Origin of the sequence: Bacillus sp. FSL R5-0422 (assembly GCF_038610765.1) — a bacterium.
In the GTDB taxonomy this organism is placed as follows: Bacteria; Bacillota; Bacilli; order Bacillales; family Bacillaceae; genus Bacillus; species Bacillus pumilus_O.
Map to the genome: position 1 here is coordinate 1,075,514 of NZ_CP152014.1, position 16,730 is coordinate 1,092,243.

Here is a 16,730-nt window from a genome sequence, read left to right on the forward strand (position 1 = left end):
GCGAATGAAAAAAGGATTGGTACTTCTTCTCATTGTATTGATTTTAACCGCTTGTGGACAACAAAAAAAGGATGAACCAAACAAGGAGGTATCCGGTCAAATGGGAGAAAAAACGGTTGTGCTCACAGTAGATCCCGTCCAGAAAGGTTCTTCGGTTCAATTTAACATGTCACTGAAAAATGAATCAGATCGAGATATTGAATTTACCTTTAACACAAGCCAGAAATTCGAGCTCAGTGTGTATGACGAAAACGGAAATGAACAATACCGTTATTCAAAAGACCGTATGTTCACACAGGCCATCCAATCATTTGTCCTGAAGAAAGGCGAAGCCTATGATTTTCAAGATACGTGGTCAAATGGGGTCAAGCCGGGAACGTATGAAGCGGTCGTCACATTTAAAGGAAAAGCAGAAGGACTGAAGCAAATCACGGAAAAGAAAACGTTCCAAGTGAAATAAGTGCTTTCAGCTTCATGAGAAACAGAAAAAGCTGTCCAGTGATGGACAGCTTCTTTTATGTTAGAGATCATCGAGCAAGTCTTGGAAGGTATGCAGCTGGTTTCTTTCCGCATCTGTCGAATTGGCAAATGCAGAAGATACGGCATTTTTGGCTCGTTTGACCGCCTGTTGACGCTCTAACCCAGATGGAAATGAAGAAGTAAGGGCTTCTTCAGTAAATGATTTGGCTTGATCAAAAAGTTCGTTTCTCACAATGAACCTCCAGAAGCATCAGTCTTCATATTTCCCCTGTCCTCCGCAGCTTCTTCAAGCGTAGAACGATAAGGAAAACGTGCATCATGCAGACTGACTGAATCTTTACCTTGTTGTATAAAGCGTTTCGATTTGCTTCTTTTACCCATTCGGAATCCGCCCCTTTACACAAGCTGACAGGACAACCTGTCTAAAGGTAGTATGCCCGCTTCCATCTGGTATGTATGAATGGAAAAATTAAAGCGAGAAGTAATTCGTTAGAAACTTTGCAATCCCATCTTGTTCGTTTGTATCAGTGACTTCATTTGAAACACGTTTAACGGCATCGATTCCGTTGCCCATTGCGACTCCGCATCCGGCAAATTCAAGCATTTCTAAATCATTGTCTTCATCTCCGAATGCCACAATCCGCTCCTGTGGAACGCCGTAATAATCACTGATCTTTTGCAGCCCAACGGCCTTGTTCATACCTGTTTTAATGATCTCAATCACGTGCCACGGAGCAGCCCATCGCCTATGATCAATCACTTCTGCATGAACATCTGATAAATAACTTCGAATAGCTCCGACATCCTCTTCTTTGGCGTGAATCAACACGCTCGTCACATTCTCTCCAAGGTTGTCCCGAAGGTCTCCAACAGTGACTTTATTGGCATTCATATTAAATATATCAATGAGCTTCTCATCGTGATAATGGAAATACAAATCGTCTAACACTTCAGCTAGCACGTTGTGCACTTTATACTCTTCACTAATGTCTACAAGCTGTTTAACGACTTGAAGATCAAGTGACGTATGAAATCTGCCCCATTTTTCATCAAGAGGATGATGGACAAACGCTCCATTAAAATTCACAATGGGTGAATCAAGCTGTAATTGCTGATAATAAGGAGAGCTGGAACGAAATGGACGGCCGGTTGAAATGCAGACATGATGCCCGCTGTCTTTCACTTTTTGAATGACGTCAAGTGTGTGTGTAGAGATGGTTTTATCATCTTTTAATAACGTGCCATCCAGGTCAAGTGCGATTAGGTAAGGTTTAGTCTCCATAAAATCTCCTTTGATCTGTAAGTGATAGGAGGCAGTTCGTGCGGCGCCTCTACCTATAGTGTATCTTTATCACATCTTTGTTGTCTACATGTTAAAATAAACAAAGACGGGAATGATAAAGGAGGATTCATAGGCTGTGATCAGCATTGATGAGCAAATTACGCGCGATATTCCATTTTTACATATCGTAAAAGCTGAAAATAAAGACAAACCGCTCCCGCTTGTATTTTTTATACACGGATTTACAAGTGCACGCGAGCACAACTTACACTTCGCCTTTCATTTGGCGGAAAAAGGCATGAGAGTGATTTTGCCTGACTGTGCTTATCATGGTGTAAGATCAGAAAACCTCAGCTTAGAGGAACTGGCGTCAAGGTTCTGGGAAATTGTCCTGAACGAAATACGTGAAATCGATATACTCAAAATATATTTTCAAGAAAAACAATTGATTGAAGCCGATCTGATCGGTGTTGCAGGTACTTCCATGGGCGGCATCACAACCTTTGGTGCACTCGCCAAGCATGATTGGATTAAAGCGGCAGTTAGCCTGATGGGCAGTCCGAAATATACGACATTCCTACAAGCACAAATTATGGACATGCGGCACAAAGGATTGATGAAAGACATTACAGACGAAGAGGTTCAAAAGCAATTAGACGCTCTGCGTCCTTATGATTTAACGCTGCAAACAGATCGATTAAATAAAAGGCCACTGTTATTCTGGCATGCAGAAAACGATCCAGTTGTCCCTTACCGTCATGCAAAAGCTCTTTATGATGAGTTAGCAGCAACCCAATATAAAGAAGATCCGCAGCTAATTCGTTTTATTACAGATGGACAGGCTGGCCATAAGGTCTCAAGACAAGCAATGTTTGAAACGATTGACTGGCTTGTGACACATCTGAAAAGCACAAACGTTTAGTCAAAAGAAAAAGTACGTTATACTAATGGAAAAGGAGTGGATATCATGGATGAAGCATTGAAAGAAAATATTTTAGGCGCCTTAGAACAGGTGATTGACCCTGAGCTAAATGTCGACATCGTCAACCTTGGACTTGTCTATGATGTCGATCTTGATGAGAATGGAAAAGCGGATATCACGATGACCTTAACATCAATGGGGTGTCCCCTTGCACCAGTGATCGTGGATGAAGTGAAAAAAGCATTGAGTGATCTTCCAGAAGTGAAAGAAACAGAAGTTCACATCGTATGGAATCCGCCTTGGACGCGAGACAAAATGTCAAGATACGCAAAAATTGCACTCGGTATTCAATAAGCACTAATAAAAATGCCTGGTATGAGTTGAACTCATGCCAGGTTTTTTTATGAAAAAATAAGGTAGGGGAAGAGAACGGATTGATATAATGGGTGTAATATGACAGAACGGAGTACCTCATAATGAAACGAAAATGGTTATGGATTGTTCTTTTAATGGGATACACTGCTGCATTTTTTGCATCAATCACCATTCGTGAGGAGCAAGTACACAAAAGCAAAGATCTTGAAGCCTTCACAGATGTCAGTCATCTCATGCCTGTGAAAATAAAAAAAGTCGTTCAAGGAAAAGAAATAGACACGTTAAAAGAAGTATTAAAAGAAGCAAAAGCAAAAAACTTGCCAATATCAATTGCAGGGAAACAGCATAGCATGGGTGGCCACACGTATTATGAAAATGGCATCGTGCTCGATATGACGGAATTTCGCCAGATTTTAGCATTTGATGAAAAAAAGAAAACGATTCGGGTCCAAAGCGGTGTGACATGGGATGATATACAAACATATGTGAACCCATATGGTCTTGCTGTGAAGGTGATGCAATCGCAAAATATCTTTACAATTGGCGGATCTTTAAGTGCAAACGCACATGGACGTGACATTCGTTACGGGTCACTCATTGACACAGTTCGTTCCTTCAGGCTGTTAAAAGCAGATGGCGAGATTGTCACAGTGAAGCCGGGCGATGATTTGTTCACTGCGGTCATTGGAGGATACGGTTTATTCGGTGTCATTTTAGATGTTGAGCTTTCTTTAACAAAAGATGAACTATATAAAATGGAGACAACCTCTCTAGATTACGATGAGTATACGGATTATTTTCAAAAGCATGTGAAACAAAATAAAGAAGTACGCATGCATCTTGCCAGAATCTCAACAGCGAAAACCAACTTTTTGAAAGAGATGTATGTAACGAATTATTCCCTCACTTCACAACAAGAGATTGAATCATATCAAGAGCTGAAAGAGGATCAACTCGTCATGCCACTCAAATTTATGCTTGGTCTTTCAAGAAGATTTGATATGGGGAAAGATCTGCTCTGGCATTTGCAAAAGAAGTATTTCCAAAGTCAAAATGATCAGCTGATCACTAGAAACAATGTGATGCGCTCAGATTCTGCTTTTTTAGAATATGAAAATGAGTCAGATACAGATGTACTTCAGGAATATTTCGTCCCAGTGGACCGCTTTCGTGCGTATATCGATGACATGAGAAGTTATTTACAACAGGAAGAATTGAACTTAATGAATATCACAATACGCTACGTACAAAAAAATGAAAAAGCGGATCTCTCATATGCGAAAGAAGATATGTTTGCCCTTGTTCTTTTAGTGAATTATGGTTTTGAGAAAGAAGAGACGGCAGAAGCAGAGCGGATCATCCGGCAAATGACAGATATCACGCTTCGGCACCATGGAAGCTATTACTTACCGTACATGCCTTATCAAACGAAGGCACAAATGAAGCGGGCCTATCCTAAAACCGATGTATTTTTCCAAAAGAAAAAGCAAGCAGATCCAGAAGGTAGGTTTATCAATTACTTTTATGAAAGGTACAATACACAATGAATGCAAAAGCAATGAAATGGTTCGTCTACTCACAAAGCCTGCTGTTTTTCGCTAGCAGTTTGATTTTCCCTTTTTACATTCTTTTTATTAAAAATGTTGGTTCAAGCTATTCACAGTTTGGTCTTGCCTATGGCCTGTTTGGTTTAAGCGGAGCGTTTATTCATTTACTCTTAGGGAAACTACCAGAGACCACTGATAGGCGTCTCTTTTTAATTATTCATTCGTTCGGAATGGCATTTCTTTTATTGCTGTTTCCTCATATCACAGAAGTCGAGCAAGTGTATATGATTCAGCTTGCACTTGGTGCGCTAGGCGGCTTTCAAAAGCACGGGGAAAAACTGCTTGTCACGGAGCTGACAACAGAGAATAAAAGAATGAAAGAGGTCGGCCGCTATCATTTTTGGACAGCTCTTTTTTCATCGATAGCGATTATGCTTGGCGGCCTGTTTGCAGATTTCTTCACCGTTTATTTCATTTTTTATGCAAGCTCCATATTATATTTATGCAGTGCCCTCATCGTCATCATGATGAAATATGAAAGATAAATCCGCATGTCTCACGAAGATATGTGGATTTTTTTATGAAAAAAAATGAAAAGAAATATTAAATATACAATTGAATTAATTTTTATACATGTTATAATGTTAAATAATTTCACAAAGATCAAGAGGGTGTATTGACGTTGAAAATAGGTATTATAGGTGCTACAGGATACGGTGGAGCGGAATTAGTTCGTATCTTCAAGCAACATCCACATGTGGAGGAATGTATATTGTATTCATCGAGTGGTGATGGGCAATTATACAGTCAATCTTATCCGCATCTAACAACGATTACTGATCAAACATTAAAAGCCATTGATCCTGCTGCCATTGTGCGAGAAACAGATGCTGTGTTTTTAGCGACACCAGCAGGCGTATCAAGTGAACTCACGCCGAAGCTCATGAACCAAGGAGTGCCTATCATTGATTTATCAGGTGATTTGCGCATTCAAGACGGTGCAACCTATGAAGCTTGGTATAAACGAAGGGCAGCTGATCAATCATCTGTTCAACAAGCTGTGTATGGGTTATCGGAATTGAATCGTGAAACGATTGAGAAGGCGGAAGTCATTGCAAACCCAGGGTGCTTCCCTACCGCAGTTCTTCTCGGCTTAGCACCACTGATGAAACAGAATCTAATCGATGAATCTATGATCATCATAGATGCAAAAACAGGAGTGTCCGGTGCAGGACGATCCGCCTCACTTGGAACGCATTTTTCAGAGCTAAACGACAACTTCAAAATTTATAAGGTAAATGAACATCAACATACACCTGAAATAGAGCAAATATTAAGAGAATGGAATCCGCAAACGGCGAACATCACATTTTCAACGCACCTTGTCCCGATGACAAGGGGGATTATGGCGACGATGTATACTCAGCTGAAATCAGATATCACAAAAGAGGAATTGATGAAGCATATGAAAGGCTTTTATGAAGATTCCTATTTTGTCAGAGTGAGAGATCACGAAGTATATCCGCAAACAAGGGAAGTATACGGCAGTAATTTCTGTGACATTGGCTTTCATTTAGATGAACGTACAGGCAGACTCACAATTGTGTCTGTAATCGACAATCTCATGAAGGGCGCAGCCGGCCAAGCGGTTCAAAACTTCAACATCATCAAAGGCTTAGATGAAGAGGCGGGCCTCACAATGACACCTCTCTATCCATAAGAACAGGGGAGACAACAAATATGATTGAATTGAATGAAAAAAGCATTGTTAAAATAAACGGTGACGTATCCTCACCAAAAGGCTTTGAAGCAAAGGGGATTCATATTGGATTACGGTATTCAAAAAAAGACCTTGGACTGATCGTCAGTGAAGTGCCGGCAGCGAGTGCGGCGGTATACACACAAAGCCACTTTCAAGCTGCGCCTCTCCAAGTCACTCAGAAAAGCTTAAAAAAGACAGGGCAATTAAAAGGTGTCATTGTCAATAGTGCTATCGCCAATGCATGTACCGGTGAGCAAGGTTTGAAAGACGCATACGAAATGCAGGCAGCCTGTGCAGATATGTTAGGGGTAGAACCTGATTACATTGCTGTTTCTTCTACTGGTGTTATTGGAGAGTGTCTGGATATGGATAAAATCAAAAAAGGCATCTCTCAGCTGAAAGAAGCAAAAGCAGGAAATGGTCATTTTGAAGAGGCCATCTTAACGACAGACACAGTCATTAAAAACACAACATACACCCTGACGATAAACGGCAAAGAGATTCTCATTTCAGGTGCAGCGAAGGGCTCTGGCATGATTCATCCGAACATGGCAACAATGCTTGGCTTCGTGACAACGGATGCAAATGTCGAACAAGAAGCTCTTCAAAACGCACTGCGTGATATAACTGATGTGACCTTTAATCAAATTACTGTCGACGGAGAAACATCGACAAACGATATGGTACTCGTGATGGCAAATGGTATGGCAGAAAATGAAGTTCTAAGTGAAGAGCATCCAGAATGGCCGTTGTTCAAAGAAGGGTTAAAGCTAGCTTGTGAGGATCTTGCTAAAGAGATTGCAAGAGACGGAGAAGGTGCAACGAAATTAATTGAAGCGCAAGTTGCTGGTGCTAAAAATCATTTAGAAGCTGGTATCATAGCGAAGAAAATTGTCGGTTCAAGTCTAGTGAAAACAGCCGTATACGGTACCGACGCCAACTGGGGACGGATCATTGGAGCGATTGGGCATAGCGCAGCGTCCGTCACACCGCAAGAGGTAGAAGTGTATTTAGGCGGGCAATGTCTGTTTAAACATAATGAACCACAGCCTTTCTCAGAAGAGGAAGCAAAAGCGTATCTAGAACAGGATGAGATTACAATTTTGATTCAAATGAATGAGGGAAATGGTGAAGCAGCGGCATGGGGCTGTGACCTTACTTATGATTATGTGAAAATTAACGCGAGCTATCGCACATGATGAGGGAGATAGACATGGATAAAACGATCGTATTCAAGTGTGGAGGCAGTGTCATTCGAGAACTTTCAGATACCTTTTATGAAAATGTCCGATCACTTCAAGCTGCTGGATATAAGCTGGCTATCGTCCATGGTGGAGGTCCTGAAATCACGAACATGCTTCAAAAATTAAATGTAAAAACAGAATTTGTTGACGGACAGCGCAAAACAACAAAGCCAGTATTAGAGGTAGCAGAAATGGTCCTTTCGGGCACGGTCAATAAATACTTTGTATCAGAGCTCGCAAAGCATGATATCTCATCTGTCGGTGTGTCTGGGAAAGATGGGCAGATGCTTGTCGCTGATTTTCTTGATCAAGACGTGTACGGGTACGTTGGTGAAATCAAAGAAGTGCATCCAGAGATGGCAGAAGCATTAATGGAAAAACAGTTTATTCCTGTGATTGCACCGTTGTCTATGACAGAAGAATGCCAAACGTTAAACGTAAACGCGGATTTAGCAGCATCAGCTGTTGCAGGAGCGATGAAAGCTGATAAGCTCATGTTTGTAACAGATGTGGAAGGCATTTTAAAAAATGGTGAATTATTAGATGTCGTCACCGAACAAGAAGCTCTCACGCTCATTGATGAAGGCATTATTTCCGGGGGAATGATTCCAAAAGTACAATCCGCTTTGAGTGCTTTATCAGGAGATGTGGATGAAGTCATGATCGTGAATGGCAAAGGCAGTATCTTTACAGGGGAAACTTTTAAAGGAACAAGAATTGTGAAGGAAAAGGAGGCGGTCCTGTGAGTCATCTCTTTCAAACATATGGACGGTGGAATGTTGAAATTAAAGAGGCAGCAGGTTCTTGGGCAGTCGATACAAATGGGAAAAAATATTTAGACTTTATCCAAGGCATAGCAGTCACAAATCTCGGTCACAATCACCCAAAGGTCAATCAAGCCATCAAGAAACAGCTTGATCATGTCTGGCATGTATCGAATCTATTTGAAAATGGACTGCAAGAAAAAGCAGCAGAAAAACTGGCTGCAAACAGTTCAGGTGATCTCGTGTTTTTCTGTAATAGCGGAGCTGAGGCAAATGAAGGTGCGATCAAATTAGCACGTAAAGCAACAGGAAAAACAAATATCGTGACATTTTTGCACTCTTTTCATGGGCGCACGTATGCTGGTATGGCTGCTACTGGTCAAGATAAAATTAAAACGGGTTTTGGTCCTATGCTGGAAGGCTTTCATTATGTACCGTTCAATGATCCAGAAGCGATTGCCGCATGTGAAGTCGGTGATGTGGCAGCGGTGATGCTCGAAGTTGTGCAGGGAGAAGGTGGCGTCAATCCAGCAACAACAGAATTTCTAGAAGCCGTTCAAGCGTTTTGCCAAAAGCATGAAGCACTGCTGATCGTAGATGAGATTCAAACGGGTATAGGACGTACAGGAACAGCATTTGCATACGAACAAACGGGACTTGATCCTGATATTATCTCTTCTGCAAAAGGATTAGGAAATGGCTTCCCAGTTGGTGCAGTCATCGGGAAAAAGGCATTAGGAGACGCATTCTCACCAGGTTCACACGGAACAACCTTCGGTGGTAACATGCTTGCCATGGCCGCAGTGAATGCAACACTCGATGTGATTTTCAAAGATGAGTTTCTGACAGAAGTGAAAGAAAAAGGCGATTATCTACTAGAAAAGCTGCAAGATCTGAAACAACTGAATATCGTAAAAGAAGTACGCGGAAAAGGATTGATGGCAGGGGTTGAATGTCATCAGCCAGTCGGGGATTATATCACAGCCCTAAGAGAACAAGGGGTGCTAGTACTTCCAGCTGGTCCAAATGTGATTCGGTTATTGCCTCCGCTGAATGTAAAAAAAGCAGAAATAGATCAAGCGATAAATGCGCTAACTCAGGTTTTAGCAAATGAAACAGTGAAGGTATAAATTTTTTTACACCAAAACGCATAAAAATGCATTTATATTACTAATTATTCAATTTGGGGTGACACAAGCATGAAAGGTTATTTAAATTTAGAAGATGGAGCCTCTTTTGAAGGAGATCTGACAGGAGAAGCTGGCAAGACAGGTGAAGTGGTTTTCTTTACAGGGATGACTGGTTACCAAGAGGTACTCACAGACCCTTCCTATAAGGGGCAAATCATTGTTTTCACATATCCACTTATCGGAAATTACGGCATTAATCATGAAGACTTTGAGAGTAAAAAACCACAAGTGAAAGCTGTTGTTGTGTATGAAGCAGCCGACCATTTTTCTCACCATCTTGCAGCGGTTAGCTTAAAAGATTATTTGCAGAAGTGGAACATCCCGCTTCTGACACATACAGATACACGTGCAGTCGTGCAAAACATCCGGGCAAATGGGACGATGAACGCTGTGATCAGTTTAGATGAAAACGAAACACCGCCTGCCATGAAACAAGACAATGTGGTTGCACAGGTGACAGAGGACGAAATCTACACTCAAGGCAGCGGCGAGGAACATGTAGCGCTGATTGATTTTGGCTTTAAAAAATCAATAGCAGATTCGCTTGAAGCGCGCGGCTGTAAAGTAACCGTCATTCCTTACAAACAGCTGGAAAAGGTGTTTGAAATGAAGCCAGATGCGGTCCTGCTATCAAATGGTCCTGGAGATCCCAAAACAATGAAGCCATATTTAAAAACCATTCATGAGATCATGATGACTTTCCCGACACTTGGGATCTGCTTAGGTCATCAATTAATCGCTCTTGCACTTGGCGGGGATACGTATAAACTTCCATTTGGCCACCGCGGGGCGAATCACCCTGTACAAGATACAGAATCCAAACGTGTTTTCATGACGAGTCAGAATCACAGCTATGTAGTGAATGAAAAAAGCATGAATGACAAAGAAGTGGACGTGAAATTCCTTCATGTCAATGATGGATCTGTCGAAGGATTCATTCATAAAGAGAAGCTCATTATGTCAGTTCAATTTCATCCAGAAGCACACCCAGGGCCTGCTGAAAGTGAATGGGTATTCGATGATTTTATTGAGAAAGTGAAACAAGCAAGGAGAGAAGTCGCACATGCCTAAAGATCAAAGCATACAAACCATTCTAGTCATCGGGTCTGGTCCTATCATCATTGGTCAGGCAGCAGAATTTGATTACTCAGGAACACAAGGATGTATGGCCCTAAAAGAAGAGGGCTACAAAGTGATTTTAGTGAATAACAATCCAGCAACCATTATGACAGACGAATCATTTGCTGATGAAATCTATTTTGAACCGCTTTCAGTTGATTCAGTGACAAGAATCATCGAAAAGGAAAAACCAGATGGGCTTTTAGCCAACCTTGGCGGACAGACCGCTTTAAACCTTGCTGTCGAACTAGAAAAAGCTGGTGTGCTGAAAAAGCACGGGGTAACCCTGCTCGGAACGTCAGTTGAAACAATTGAAAACGGTGAAGATCGAGAGAAATTCCGTGCTCTCATGAAGCAGTTGAACGAACCTGTGCCAGATAGTGAAATTGTGGATAATGCACAGGATGCCCTTCTATTTGCAAAAGAAGTAGGCTTCCCAGTCATTCTAAGACCTGCCTATACACTTGGCGGTAAGGGCGGCGGAATCGCTTTAACAGAAGAAGCGTTTAAACCTCTTATTGAAGGAGCCCTTTTAGCGAGCCCAATTCATCAGTGTTTAGTTGAAAAAAGCATCGCAGGCTTTAAAGAAGTCGAATATGAGGTCATGAGAGACCGTCAAAATACGTGTATTACGGTTTGTAATATGGAAAATATTGATCCAGTTGGCGTGCATACAGGAGACTCGATTGTCGTTGCCCCTTCGCAAACATTAACGGATCAGGATTATCAAATGCTTCGTTCAGCGAGCCTGAAAATCATTTCAGCACTGGATGTAGTCGGGGGATGTAATATCCAATTCGCCCTTGATCCACTCAGTAAAGAATACTTTGTCATTGAGGTAAACCCGCGGGTTAGTCGTTCGTCTGCTCTTGCCTCAAAAGCAACGGGCTATCCGATTGCTAAAATGGCAGCAAAGCTTGCGGTAGGCTATACACTAGACGAACTCAAAAACCCGCTCACAGGCACAACTTATGCTAGTTTTGAGCCGGCACTCGATTATGTCGTCGTGAAATTCCCGCGCTGGCCGTTTGATAAATTTAAACAGGCAGATCGTCAATTAGGTACAAAAATGAAGGCGACTGGCGAAGTCATGGCGATTGATCGTAATTTAGAGTCAGCCATCCAAAAAGCCGTTGCCTCACTTGAAATTAAAACAAAGGGCTTCCACCTGCCAGAATTGAAAGATCAATCGGCTGAACAACTGTTTGAGCTAGTCAAAACACCAGACGATCGACGTTTCTTCGCTGTCATGGAGCTACTTTCAAGACAGGAAACAGTTGAAGCGATCCATCAAGCGACGAAAATCGATCGATTCTTCTTACATGTGTTCAACAATATGATTACTCTCGAACGGGAATTGAAGAACCATGAGGGAACGCTCTCCAAAGACACCTTGAAAAAGGTAAAGGAAAAGGGCTTCCTTGATGAAACGATTGCTCTTCTAACAGGCAATAGTGAAGGAGCGATTAGACAGCTTCGTCAAGAATATGGCATTACGGCTTCATTTAAAATTGTCGACACATGTGCAGCGGAATTTGATGCAAAAACGAACTATTTCTATTCCACATACTTTGGCAAAAGTGATGGAGAGCATCAAGAGAAAACAAAACAGCGTGCACTCATAATTGGCTCTGGTCCAATTCGAATTGGGCAAGGAGTCGAGTTTGACTATAGTGCGGTGCATGGCGTTCTTACCCTGCAAAAGCTTGGTTTTGAAACGATCATGATGAACAACAATCCAGAGACGGTCAGTACGGATTATGAAATCGCCGATCGTTTATATTTTGAGCCCATTACATTAGAGCACATCTTAAACGTTGTGGAAGCAGAGCAAATTGATTTTGTCATCGTTCAATTTGGCGGACAGACTGCGATCAATGTAGCAGAAGGCTTGGAAAAAGCGGGCATTACGTTGTTAGGTACATCCTTTGACACGCTAGATGCGCTGGAAGATCGTGATTTGTTCTATCAGCTTCTTGATGAACTGAACCTTCCTCATGCCAAAGGAGATACAGCTCATTCAAAAGAAGAAGCGCTCACGCATGCTAAAAGCATCGGTTACCCTGTGTTGATTCGCCCATCGTATGTCATTGGTGGAATGGGAATGATGGTTGTCCAGTCAGAAGCGCATTTGACGTCACTACTTGATCAGCCAGATCATTTGCCATACCCCATTTTAATTGATGAGTATGTCACTGGAAAAGAAGTCGAAGTGGATTTAATTTCTGACGGTAAAACGACCTTCATCCCAACGATCGTGGAGCATATTGAGAAAGCGGGTGTCCATTCAGGTGACAGCTTTGCCATCTTGCCAAGTGTCTCCATCAGTGAAGACATCAAACAGCAAGTGCATATTGCGTCCGAACAAATAGCGAAGAAATTAGCGTTTAAGGGCATTATGAATATCCAATTTGTGATCAAAGGGGATCAGGCGCTTGTACTAGAAGTGAATCCGCGGGCAAGCCGGACCGTTCCAGTTGTCAGCAAAGTAATGGGCATTGACATGATTCCGCTTGCGACTCAATTATTAGCGGGTGCGACGCTTGACGAACTGAACCCAGTAACGAAAAACAAAGGGGGAACAGCGGTCAAATTCCCAGTCTTCTCATCACATGCCATTCAAGATATTGACTTAAAGCTGACACCTGAAATGAAAGCGACAGGAGAAGGAATGTGTGTAGGCAAGAACGCCGAAAGCGCCTTGAAAAAAGTGTTTGCGTCGATCTGGCATCAGAAAGGCAGCTTATTTATAAAATGCAATGAACAATTGGTAGATGAAGCAAAACATGCAGGCTTTGACGTCTGGACGGATAGCTTTGACACTTGGCTGCAAAACGAAGATAAAACCCTTCATATCCATTTAGGCGAAGATGAAGAGGCAAAAGAGCAACGCGTAAAAGCACTCACACATGGGGTCCAGGTCCTTACCGAATATGAAACAGTTCAAGCATTCCTGCAAGGGAAAAATGGAGATGTATCACCAGTATCGCTCCAAGAATTATACAAAAAGGAAGTGACGGCATGAGTCAAGTTGACCTGCAACCGACATTATACGGAAAAGACTTTTTATCATTAAAAGATTTCTCAATCAATGACATTGCTTATTTAATTGAAAAAGCAGAAGAAATGAAACAAAACCCCTACCAAGATTTATTCAAAGGGAAAACGTTAGCGATGATTTTTGAAAAATCGTCAACGAGAACCCGTGTATCATTTGAAGCGGGAATGACGCAGCTGGGGGGACATGCGCTTTTCCTCAGCTCAAATGATTTGCAAATCGGCAGAGGAGAAACAATCAGTGATACAGCGCAGGTGCTATCTGGCTATGTAGACGGCATTATGATTCGAACCTTTGAACATGAGAAGGTCGAGGAGCTGGCACAATATGCATCCATTCCTGTCATCAACGGACTTACTGACTACTCCCATCCATGCCAGGCACTTGCAGATTTATTGACGATAAAAGAAGCAAAAGGAACATTAAAAGGAATCAAAGTCGCTTACATCGGTGACGGAAATAATGTAGCGCACTCCTTGATGGTTGGCTGTGCGCAGCTAGGCTGTGATATTGCAGTTGCATCTCCGAAAGGCTATGAACCACTTCAAGAAGTAACAGACACAGCACGTGAGTTTGCAAAACAATCAGGCGCAGAAGTCATCGTTACGACAGATCCTGTCGCTGCTGTCCAAAATGCAGATGTCATTTATTCTGATGTGTTTACAAGCATGGGGCAGGAAGCAGAAACAGAGAAACGCCTTGCTGAATTTAAAGAATATCAAGTCAATGATGAACTAATGCGTCATGCAGCAAAAGATTATATTTTCCTTCATTGTCTCCCAGCACACCGCGGAGAAGAAGTGACAGCAGACATTATTGACGGACCGCACTCAAAAGTATTTCAGCAGGCAGAAAACCGTCTGCATGTACAAAAAGCATTAATCAAAGAGCTCATGTATCAACCATCTAAATAAATATAAAAAGTCCCTGACTCATATGAGCAGGGACTTTTTGCATAAAGGATTGGAGAGGCAAGTCACGGGACATAATAACATCATCGAGAAAGGAGGATGGAAATGGGTCAGCAGCATCAGTTTAAATCAGGGAATAAAGCACCAAATAATGGTGTGTATGTCGAGATCGGTGAAACCGGCAGTATGGTGAAAGATCCTTTAAAGATTAAGCTTCAAGCAGGCGACGTCTTTCCGGATAACTCAAACCATAACCGTGTTTGGACCTATCAGAGAAAGCCGTAAGCAATTGACTAAGAGTCGGTTGGAATAAGTCTTTAGAGGCATGTGTCATGCCTCTTTTTTCTTTATAATAAAAAACAATTAAGTTCAAATTTTCAAATAAATAGTATGAATAAAAGAGAAAATAAGGTAAAATATGTAATTGTAATATATTGTTGAAAGGATTTGTGTGATGGAAAAGACGAATCTCAGTGAAAGTGTTTGGAATAAACGCTTCACCTCATTATTCATATCAAGACTCATTAAAAACACAGGAGAAAGTTTTGCTTTTACATCCGTCCTTTGGCTATTGATTTTGAGAGGGGATGGAGCGCTCGGTACAGGACTTCTCCTAGCAGTAACCGTACTTCCTTCATCTTTGCTAGCCCCAATACTAGGACCTCTTATGAAAAAGCACCATTTGTCTAAATGGATGTTCGCTTCAGACGTCGTTCGAGCAACCATTGTACTCATTATTCCGCTACTGCATTTTTCGCATCTATTGCCTTTATGGTTATTGATCTCATTAATGGTTATTCAATCGGCAACTGGTGCAGCGTATAACCCAGCTTCTGTGGCGATTTTACCTCAGATTGTACCGAAGCATCTCATTCAAAAAGCAAACGCCATCCTGCAATCTTCTTTTGAAATTGTTGCACTTGCAGCAGTCATGGTGGCTGGTCTCTTGGTCAAATTAATCGGACCTGCAGATACCCTGCTTATCACCACTGCCTTATTTATCATATCCGGCCTGTTTATTATCGGCGTTAAATTAAAGAAAAACGATGAAGACAAAGCAGCAGGCATTAAACAAGCAAAGAATACATATTTGTATAACTTAAAAAGAGGGTTTCTCGTCGTTAAAAATCATCATATTTTATTTGCGCTGACGTTGTATTGTATTTTAATGAATGTCGCCGCAGCTCCGTGGCAGGCACTTTCTGCTGTATATGTAGCAGAAGCACTGCAAAGCGATTCCATGGTGTATTCCATTTTAAGAGGTGTTGCTGCAGTCGGTGCGTTTATGATGGGCTTTGCTCTAGCGAAAGTGAAAATTAAGAGATTTGGTTTGTTCTTTATTGTCGCTGGTATGATTGAAGGGGCTGCATTCTTTATCACAGGGATGAGTACATGGCTGCCGGTTGTTCTACTTGCTTCCTTTATATTCGGTGCCGCCGTTAGTGCGATCAATGTACCGGAAATGGTCATTATTCAAACGTCTGTCGACCAAGATGATCAACCGCAAGTATACGCGGTGATCAATGCTTCATCAAATGTTTTCCTCCCGCTTGCAGCTGTCGCATCAGGCGTCCTGGCAGAAAGATTTGGAGCGGGGCCTGTCATTGCTGGCGGTGGGGTCCTTGAAATCTTATCAGGTATCGCAATATTCCTGTTTACAGGGCTTGCGAAAAGCCATTTGACAGCAGACAAACAGAAGTCCGAAACCGTCGAAGTGTAAGCAATAAAAAAACCCCCTGTGGCTACAGGGGGTTTTAGCGTACCGCATTTCAAGGAAAAAGAAAAGAGCTAAAATCAAGATCATTTTAGCTCTTTCTCACATTCTCTTACGTATTAAGAGTGTTTTGTTGAACTTTCCGTTTCTTTCATTGGACTTACTTCAGCAAAGATGAATAAAATAACCGTAAACACCACTGCAAGAATAGAAGTCAAAGTAAAGTCATAAGCAGCGCCATTCATCGAAGCAACGATGTAACCAGCCATATGTGTCAGCAGAAAAGTCCAAATGAGGGTGATAATATAATGCATAATCCCACCGTCCTTTATGTAACAATCTATTGATTATCATACCATAGA

The 16,730-nt window shown here is 41.8% G+C and carries 18 protein-coding genes; 14 read left to right on the top strand and 4 right to left on the bottom strand.

Annotated features, from left to right (window positions below; genetic code table 11):
* Positions 1–4 precede the first annotated feature (4 nt).
* A complete protein-coding gene (locus MKX52_RS05290) occupies positions 5–460 on the top strand; it encodes a BsuPI-related putative proteinase inhibitor (RefSeq protein WP_041815389.1) in 456 nt (151 codons plus the stop codon).
* A 60-nt stretch (positions 461–520) separates the two neighbouring features.
* On the opposite strand, the gene MKX52_RS05295 is transcribed toward MKX52_RS05290, so the two are convergent.
* From MKX52_RS05295 to MKX52_RS05305, 3 genes are all read right to left on the bottom strand, one after another.
* Positions 521–712: a DUF3813 domain-containing protein gene (locus MKX52_RS05295; protein ID WP_003211719.1), complete on the bottom strand. Its 192-nt coding sequence runs from the start codon at positions 710–712 to the stop codon at positions 521–523.
* A complete protein-coding gene (locus MKX52_RS05300; protein WP_008348539.1) occupies positions 709–861 on the bottom strand; it encodes a hypothetical protein in 153 nt (50 codons plus the stop codon). Before MKX52_RS05300 ends, MKX52_RS05295 begins: the two co-directional genes overlap by 4 nt.
* An 88-nt stretch (positions 862–949) precedes the next feature.
* On the bottom strand, positions 950–1,762 hold the full coding sequence (locus MKX52_RS05305) for a Cof-type HAD-IIB family hydrolase (protein ID WP_012009535.1): 813 nt from the start codon (positions 1,760–1,762) through the stop codon (positions 950–952).
* Positions 1,763–1,898: 136 nt separating this feature from the next.
* On the opposite strand from MKX52_RS05305, the gene MKX52_RS05310 reads away from it, so the two are divergent.
* The 13 genes from MKX52_RS05310 (at position 1,899) to MKX52_RS05370 (ending at position 16,374) form a co-directional block, all read left to right on the top strand.
* Positions 1,899–2,684, top strand: a complete 786-nt coding sequence (locus tag MKX52_RS05310) for an alpha/beta fold hydrolase (protein ID WP_342491617.1) — start codon at positions 1,899–1,901, stop codon at positions 2,682–2,684.
* Between the two features lie 45 nt (positions 2,685–2,729).
* Positions 2,730–3,038 (top strand): metal-sulfur cluster assembly factor, encoded by a 309-nt coding sequence (locus MKX52_RS05315; protein ID WP_003211530.1) that lies wholly within the window; start codon positions 2,730–2,732, stop codon positions 3,036–3,038.
* Between the two features lie 122 nt (positions 3,039–3,160).
* Positions 3,161–4,606, top strand: a complete 1,446-nt coding sequence (locus MKX52_RS05320; protein WP_342491618.1) for an FAD-binding oxidoreductase — start codon at positions 3,161–3,163, stop codon at positions 4,604–4,606.
* Entirely contained in the window at positions 4,603–5,151 is a 549-nt protein-coding gene (locus MKX52_RS05325) for an MFS transporter (protein WP_012009539.1), read from the top strand. Before MKX52_RS05320 ends, MKX52_RS05325 begins: the two co-directional genes overlap by 4 nt.
* Before the next feature lie 137 nt (positions 5,152–5,288).
* On the top strand, positions 5,289–6,326 hold the full coding sequence (gene argC, locus MKX52_RS05330; RefSeq protein WP_041815394.1) for an N-acetyl-gamma-glutamyl-phosphate reductase: 1,038 nt from the start codon (positions 5,289–5,291) through the stop codon (positions 6,324–6,326).
* Positions 6,327–6,346: 20 nt separating this feature from the next.
* Entirely contained in the window at positions 6,347–7,567 is a 1,221-nt protein-coding gene (argJ, locus tag MKX52_RS05335) for a bifunctional ornithine acetyltransferase/N-acetylglutamate synthase (RefSeq protein WP_342491619.1), read from the top strand.
* A 14-nt stretch (positions 7,568–7,581) separates the two neighbouring features.
* A complete protein-coding gene (argB, locus tag MKX52_RS05340; RefSeq protein WP_342491620.1) occupies positions 7,582–8,358 on the top strand; it encodes an acetylglutamate kinase in 777 nt (258 codons plus the stop codon).
* Positions 8,355–9,506 (top strand): acetylornithine transaminase, encoded by a 1,152-nt coding sequence (locus MKX52_RS05345; RefSeq protein ID WP_216889250.1) that lies wholly within the window; start codon positions 8,355–8,357, stop codon positions 9,504–9,506. Before argB ends, MKX52_RS05345 begins: the two co-directional genes overlap by 4 nt.
* Before the next feature lie 69 nt (positions 9,507–9,575).
* Positions 9,576–10,637 carry a carbamoyl phosphate synthase small subunit gene (locus MKX52_RS05350; RefSeq protein ID WP_144481834.1) on the top strand — a complete coding sequence of 354 codons (1,062 nt, stop codon included), beginning with the start codon at positions 9,576–9,578 and terminating at the stop codon, positions 10,635–10,637.
* Complete coding sequence (locus MKX52_RS05355; protein WP_342491621.1) at positions 10,630–13,710, top strand: carbamoyl phosphate synthase large subunit; 3,081 nt, start codon at positions 10,630–10,632, stop codon at positions 13,708–13,710. The genes MKX52_RS05350 and MKX52_RS05355 overlap by 8 nt, the downstream gene beginning before the upstream one ends.
* Entirely contained in the window at positions 13,707–14,657 is a 951-nt protein-coding gene (gene argF / locus MKX52_RS05360; RefSeq protein WP_342491622.1) for an ornithine carbamoyltransferase, read from the top strand. Before MKX52_RS05355 ends, argF begins: the two co-directional genes overlap by 4 nt.
* A 102-nt stretch (positions 14,658–14,759) precedes the next feature.
* Positions 14,760–14,939, top strand: a complete 180-nt coding sequence (locus MKX52_RS05365) for a YjzC family protein (RefSeq protein WP_003211282.1) — start codon at positions 14,760–14,762, stop codon at positions 14,937–14,939.
* Between the two features lie 169 nt (positions 14,940–15,108).
* Positions 15,109–16,374 (top strand): MFS transporter, encoded by a 1,266-nt coding sequence (locus MKX52_RS05370; protein ID WP_342491623.1) that lies wholly within the window; start codon positions 15,109–15,111, stop codon positions 16,372–16,374.
* 113 nt (positions 16,375–16,487) lie between these two features.
* Here the strand turns inward: MKX52_RS05370 and MKX52_RS05375 are convergent, their stop codons facing one another.
* Positions 16,488–16,682 carry a YjzD family protein gene (locus tag MKX52_RS05375; protein ID WP_003211779.1) on the bottom strand — a complete coding sequence of 65 codons (195 nt, stop codon included), beginning with the start codon at positions 16,680–16,682 and terminating at the stop codon, positions 16,488–16,490.
* Between the last annotated feature and the right edge of the window lie 48 nt (positions 16,683–16,730).

Excerpts from the sequence above, each read along its gene's own strand:
- MKX52_RS05290 (WP_041815389.1), top strand. The coding sequence starts at position 5 with ATGAAAAAAGGATTGGTACTTCTTCTCATTGTATTGATTTTAACCGCT.
- MKX52_RS05300 (WP_008348539.1), bottom strand. The coding sequence starts at position 861 with ATGGGTAAAAGAAGCAAATCGAAACGCTTTATACAACAAGGTAAAGAT.
- MKX52_RS05355 (WP_342491621.1), top strand. The coding sequence starts at position 10,630 with ATGCCTAAAGATCAAAGCATACAAACCATTCTAGTCATCGGGTCTGGT.
- MKX52_RS05370 (WP_342491623.1), top strand. The coding sequence starts at position 15,109 with ATGGAAAAGACGAATCTCAGTGAAAGTGTTTGGAATAAACGCTTCACC.
- MKX52_RS05305 (WP_012009535.1), bottom strand. The coding sequence starts at position 1,762 with ATGGAGACTAAACCTTACCTAATCGCACTTGACCTGGATGGCACGTTA.
- MKX52_RS05375 (WP_003211779.1), bottom strand. The coding sequence starts at position 16,682 with ATGCATTATATTATCACCCTCATTTGGACTTTTCTGCTGACACATATG.
- MKX52_RS05350 (WP_144481834.1), top strand. The coding sequence starts at position 9,576 with ATGAAAGGTTATTTAAATTTAGAAGATGGAGCCTCTTTTGAAGGAGAT.
- argB (WP_342491620.1), top strand. The coding sequence starts at position 7,582 with ATGGATAAAACGATCGTATTCAAGTGTGGAGGCAGTGTCATTCGAGAA.
- MKX52_RS05315 (WP_003211530.1), top strand. The coding sequence starts at position 2,730 with ATGGATGAAGCATTGAAAGAAAATATTTTAGGCGCCTTAGAACAGGTG.
- argJ (WP_342491619.1), top strand. The coding sequence starts at position 6,347 with ATGATTGAATTGAATGAAAAAAGCATTGTTAAAATAAACGGTGACGTA.
- argF (WP_342491622.1), top strand. The coding sequence starts at position 13,707 with ATGAGTCAAGTTGACCTGCAACCGACATTATACGGAAAAGACTTTTTA.
- MKX52_RS05320 (WP_342491618.1), top strand. The coding sequence starts at position 3,161 with ATGAAACGAAAATGGTTATGGATTGTTCTTTTAATGGGATACACTGCT.
- MKX52_RS05325 (WP_012009539.1), top strand. The coding sequence starts at position 4,603 with ATGAATGCAAAAGCAATGAAATGGTTCGTCTACTCACAAAGCCTGCTG.
- MKX52_RS05365 (WP_003211282.1), top strand. The coding sequence starts at position 14,760 with ATGGGTCAGCAGCATCAGTTTAAATCAGGGAATAAAGCACCAAATAAT.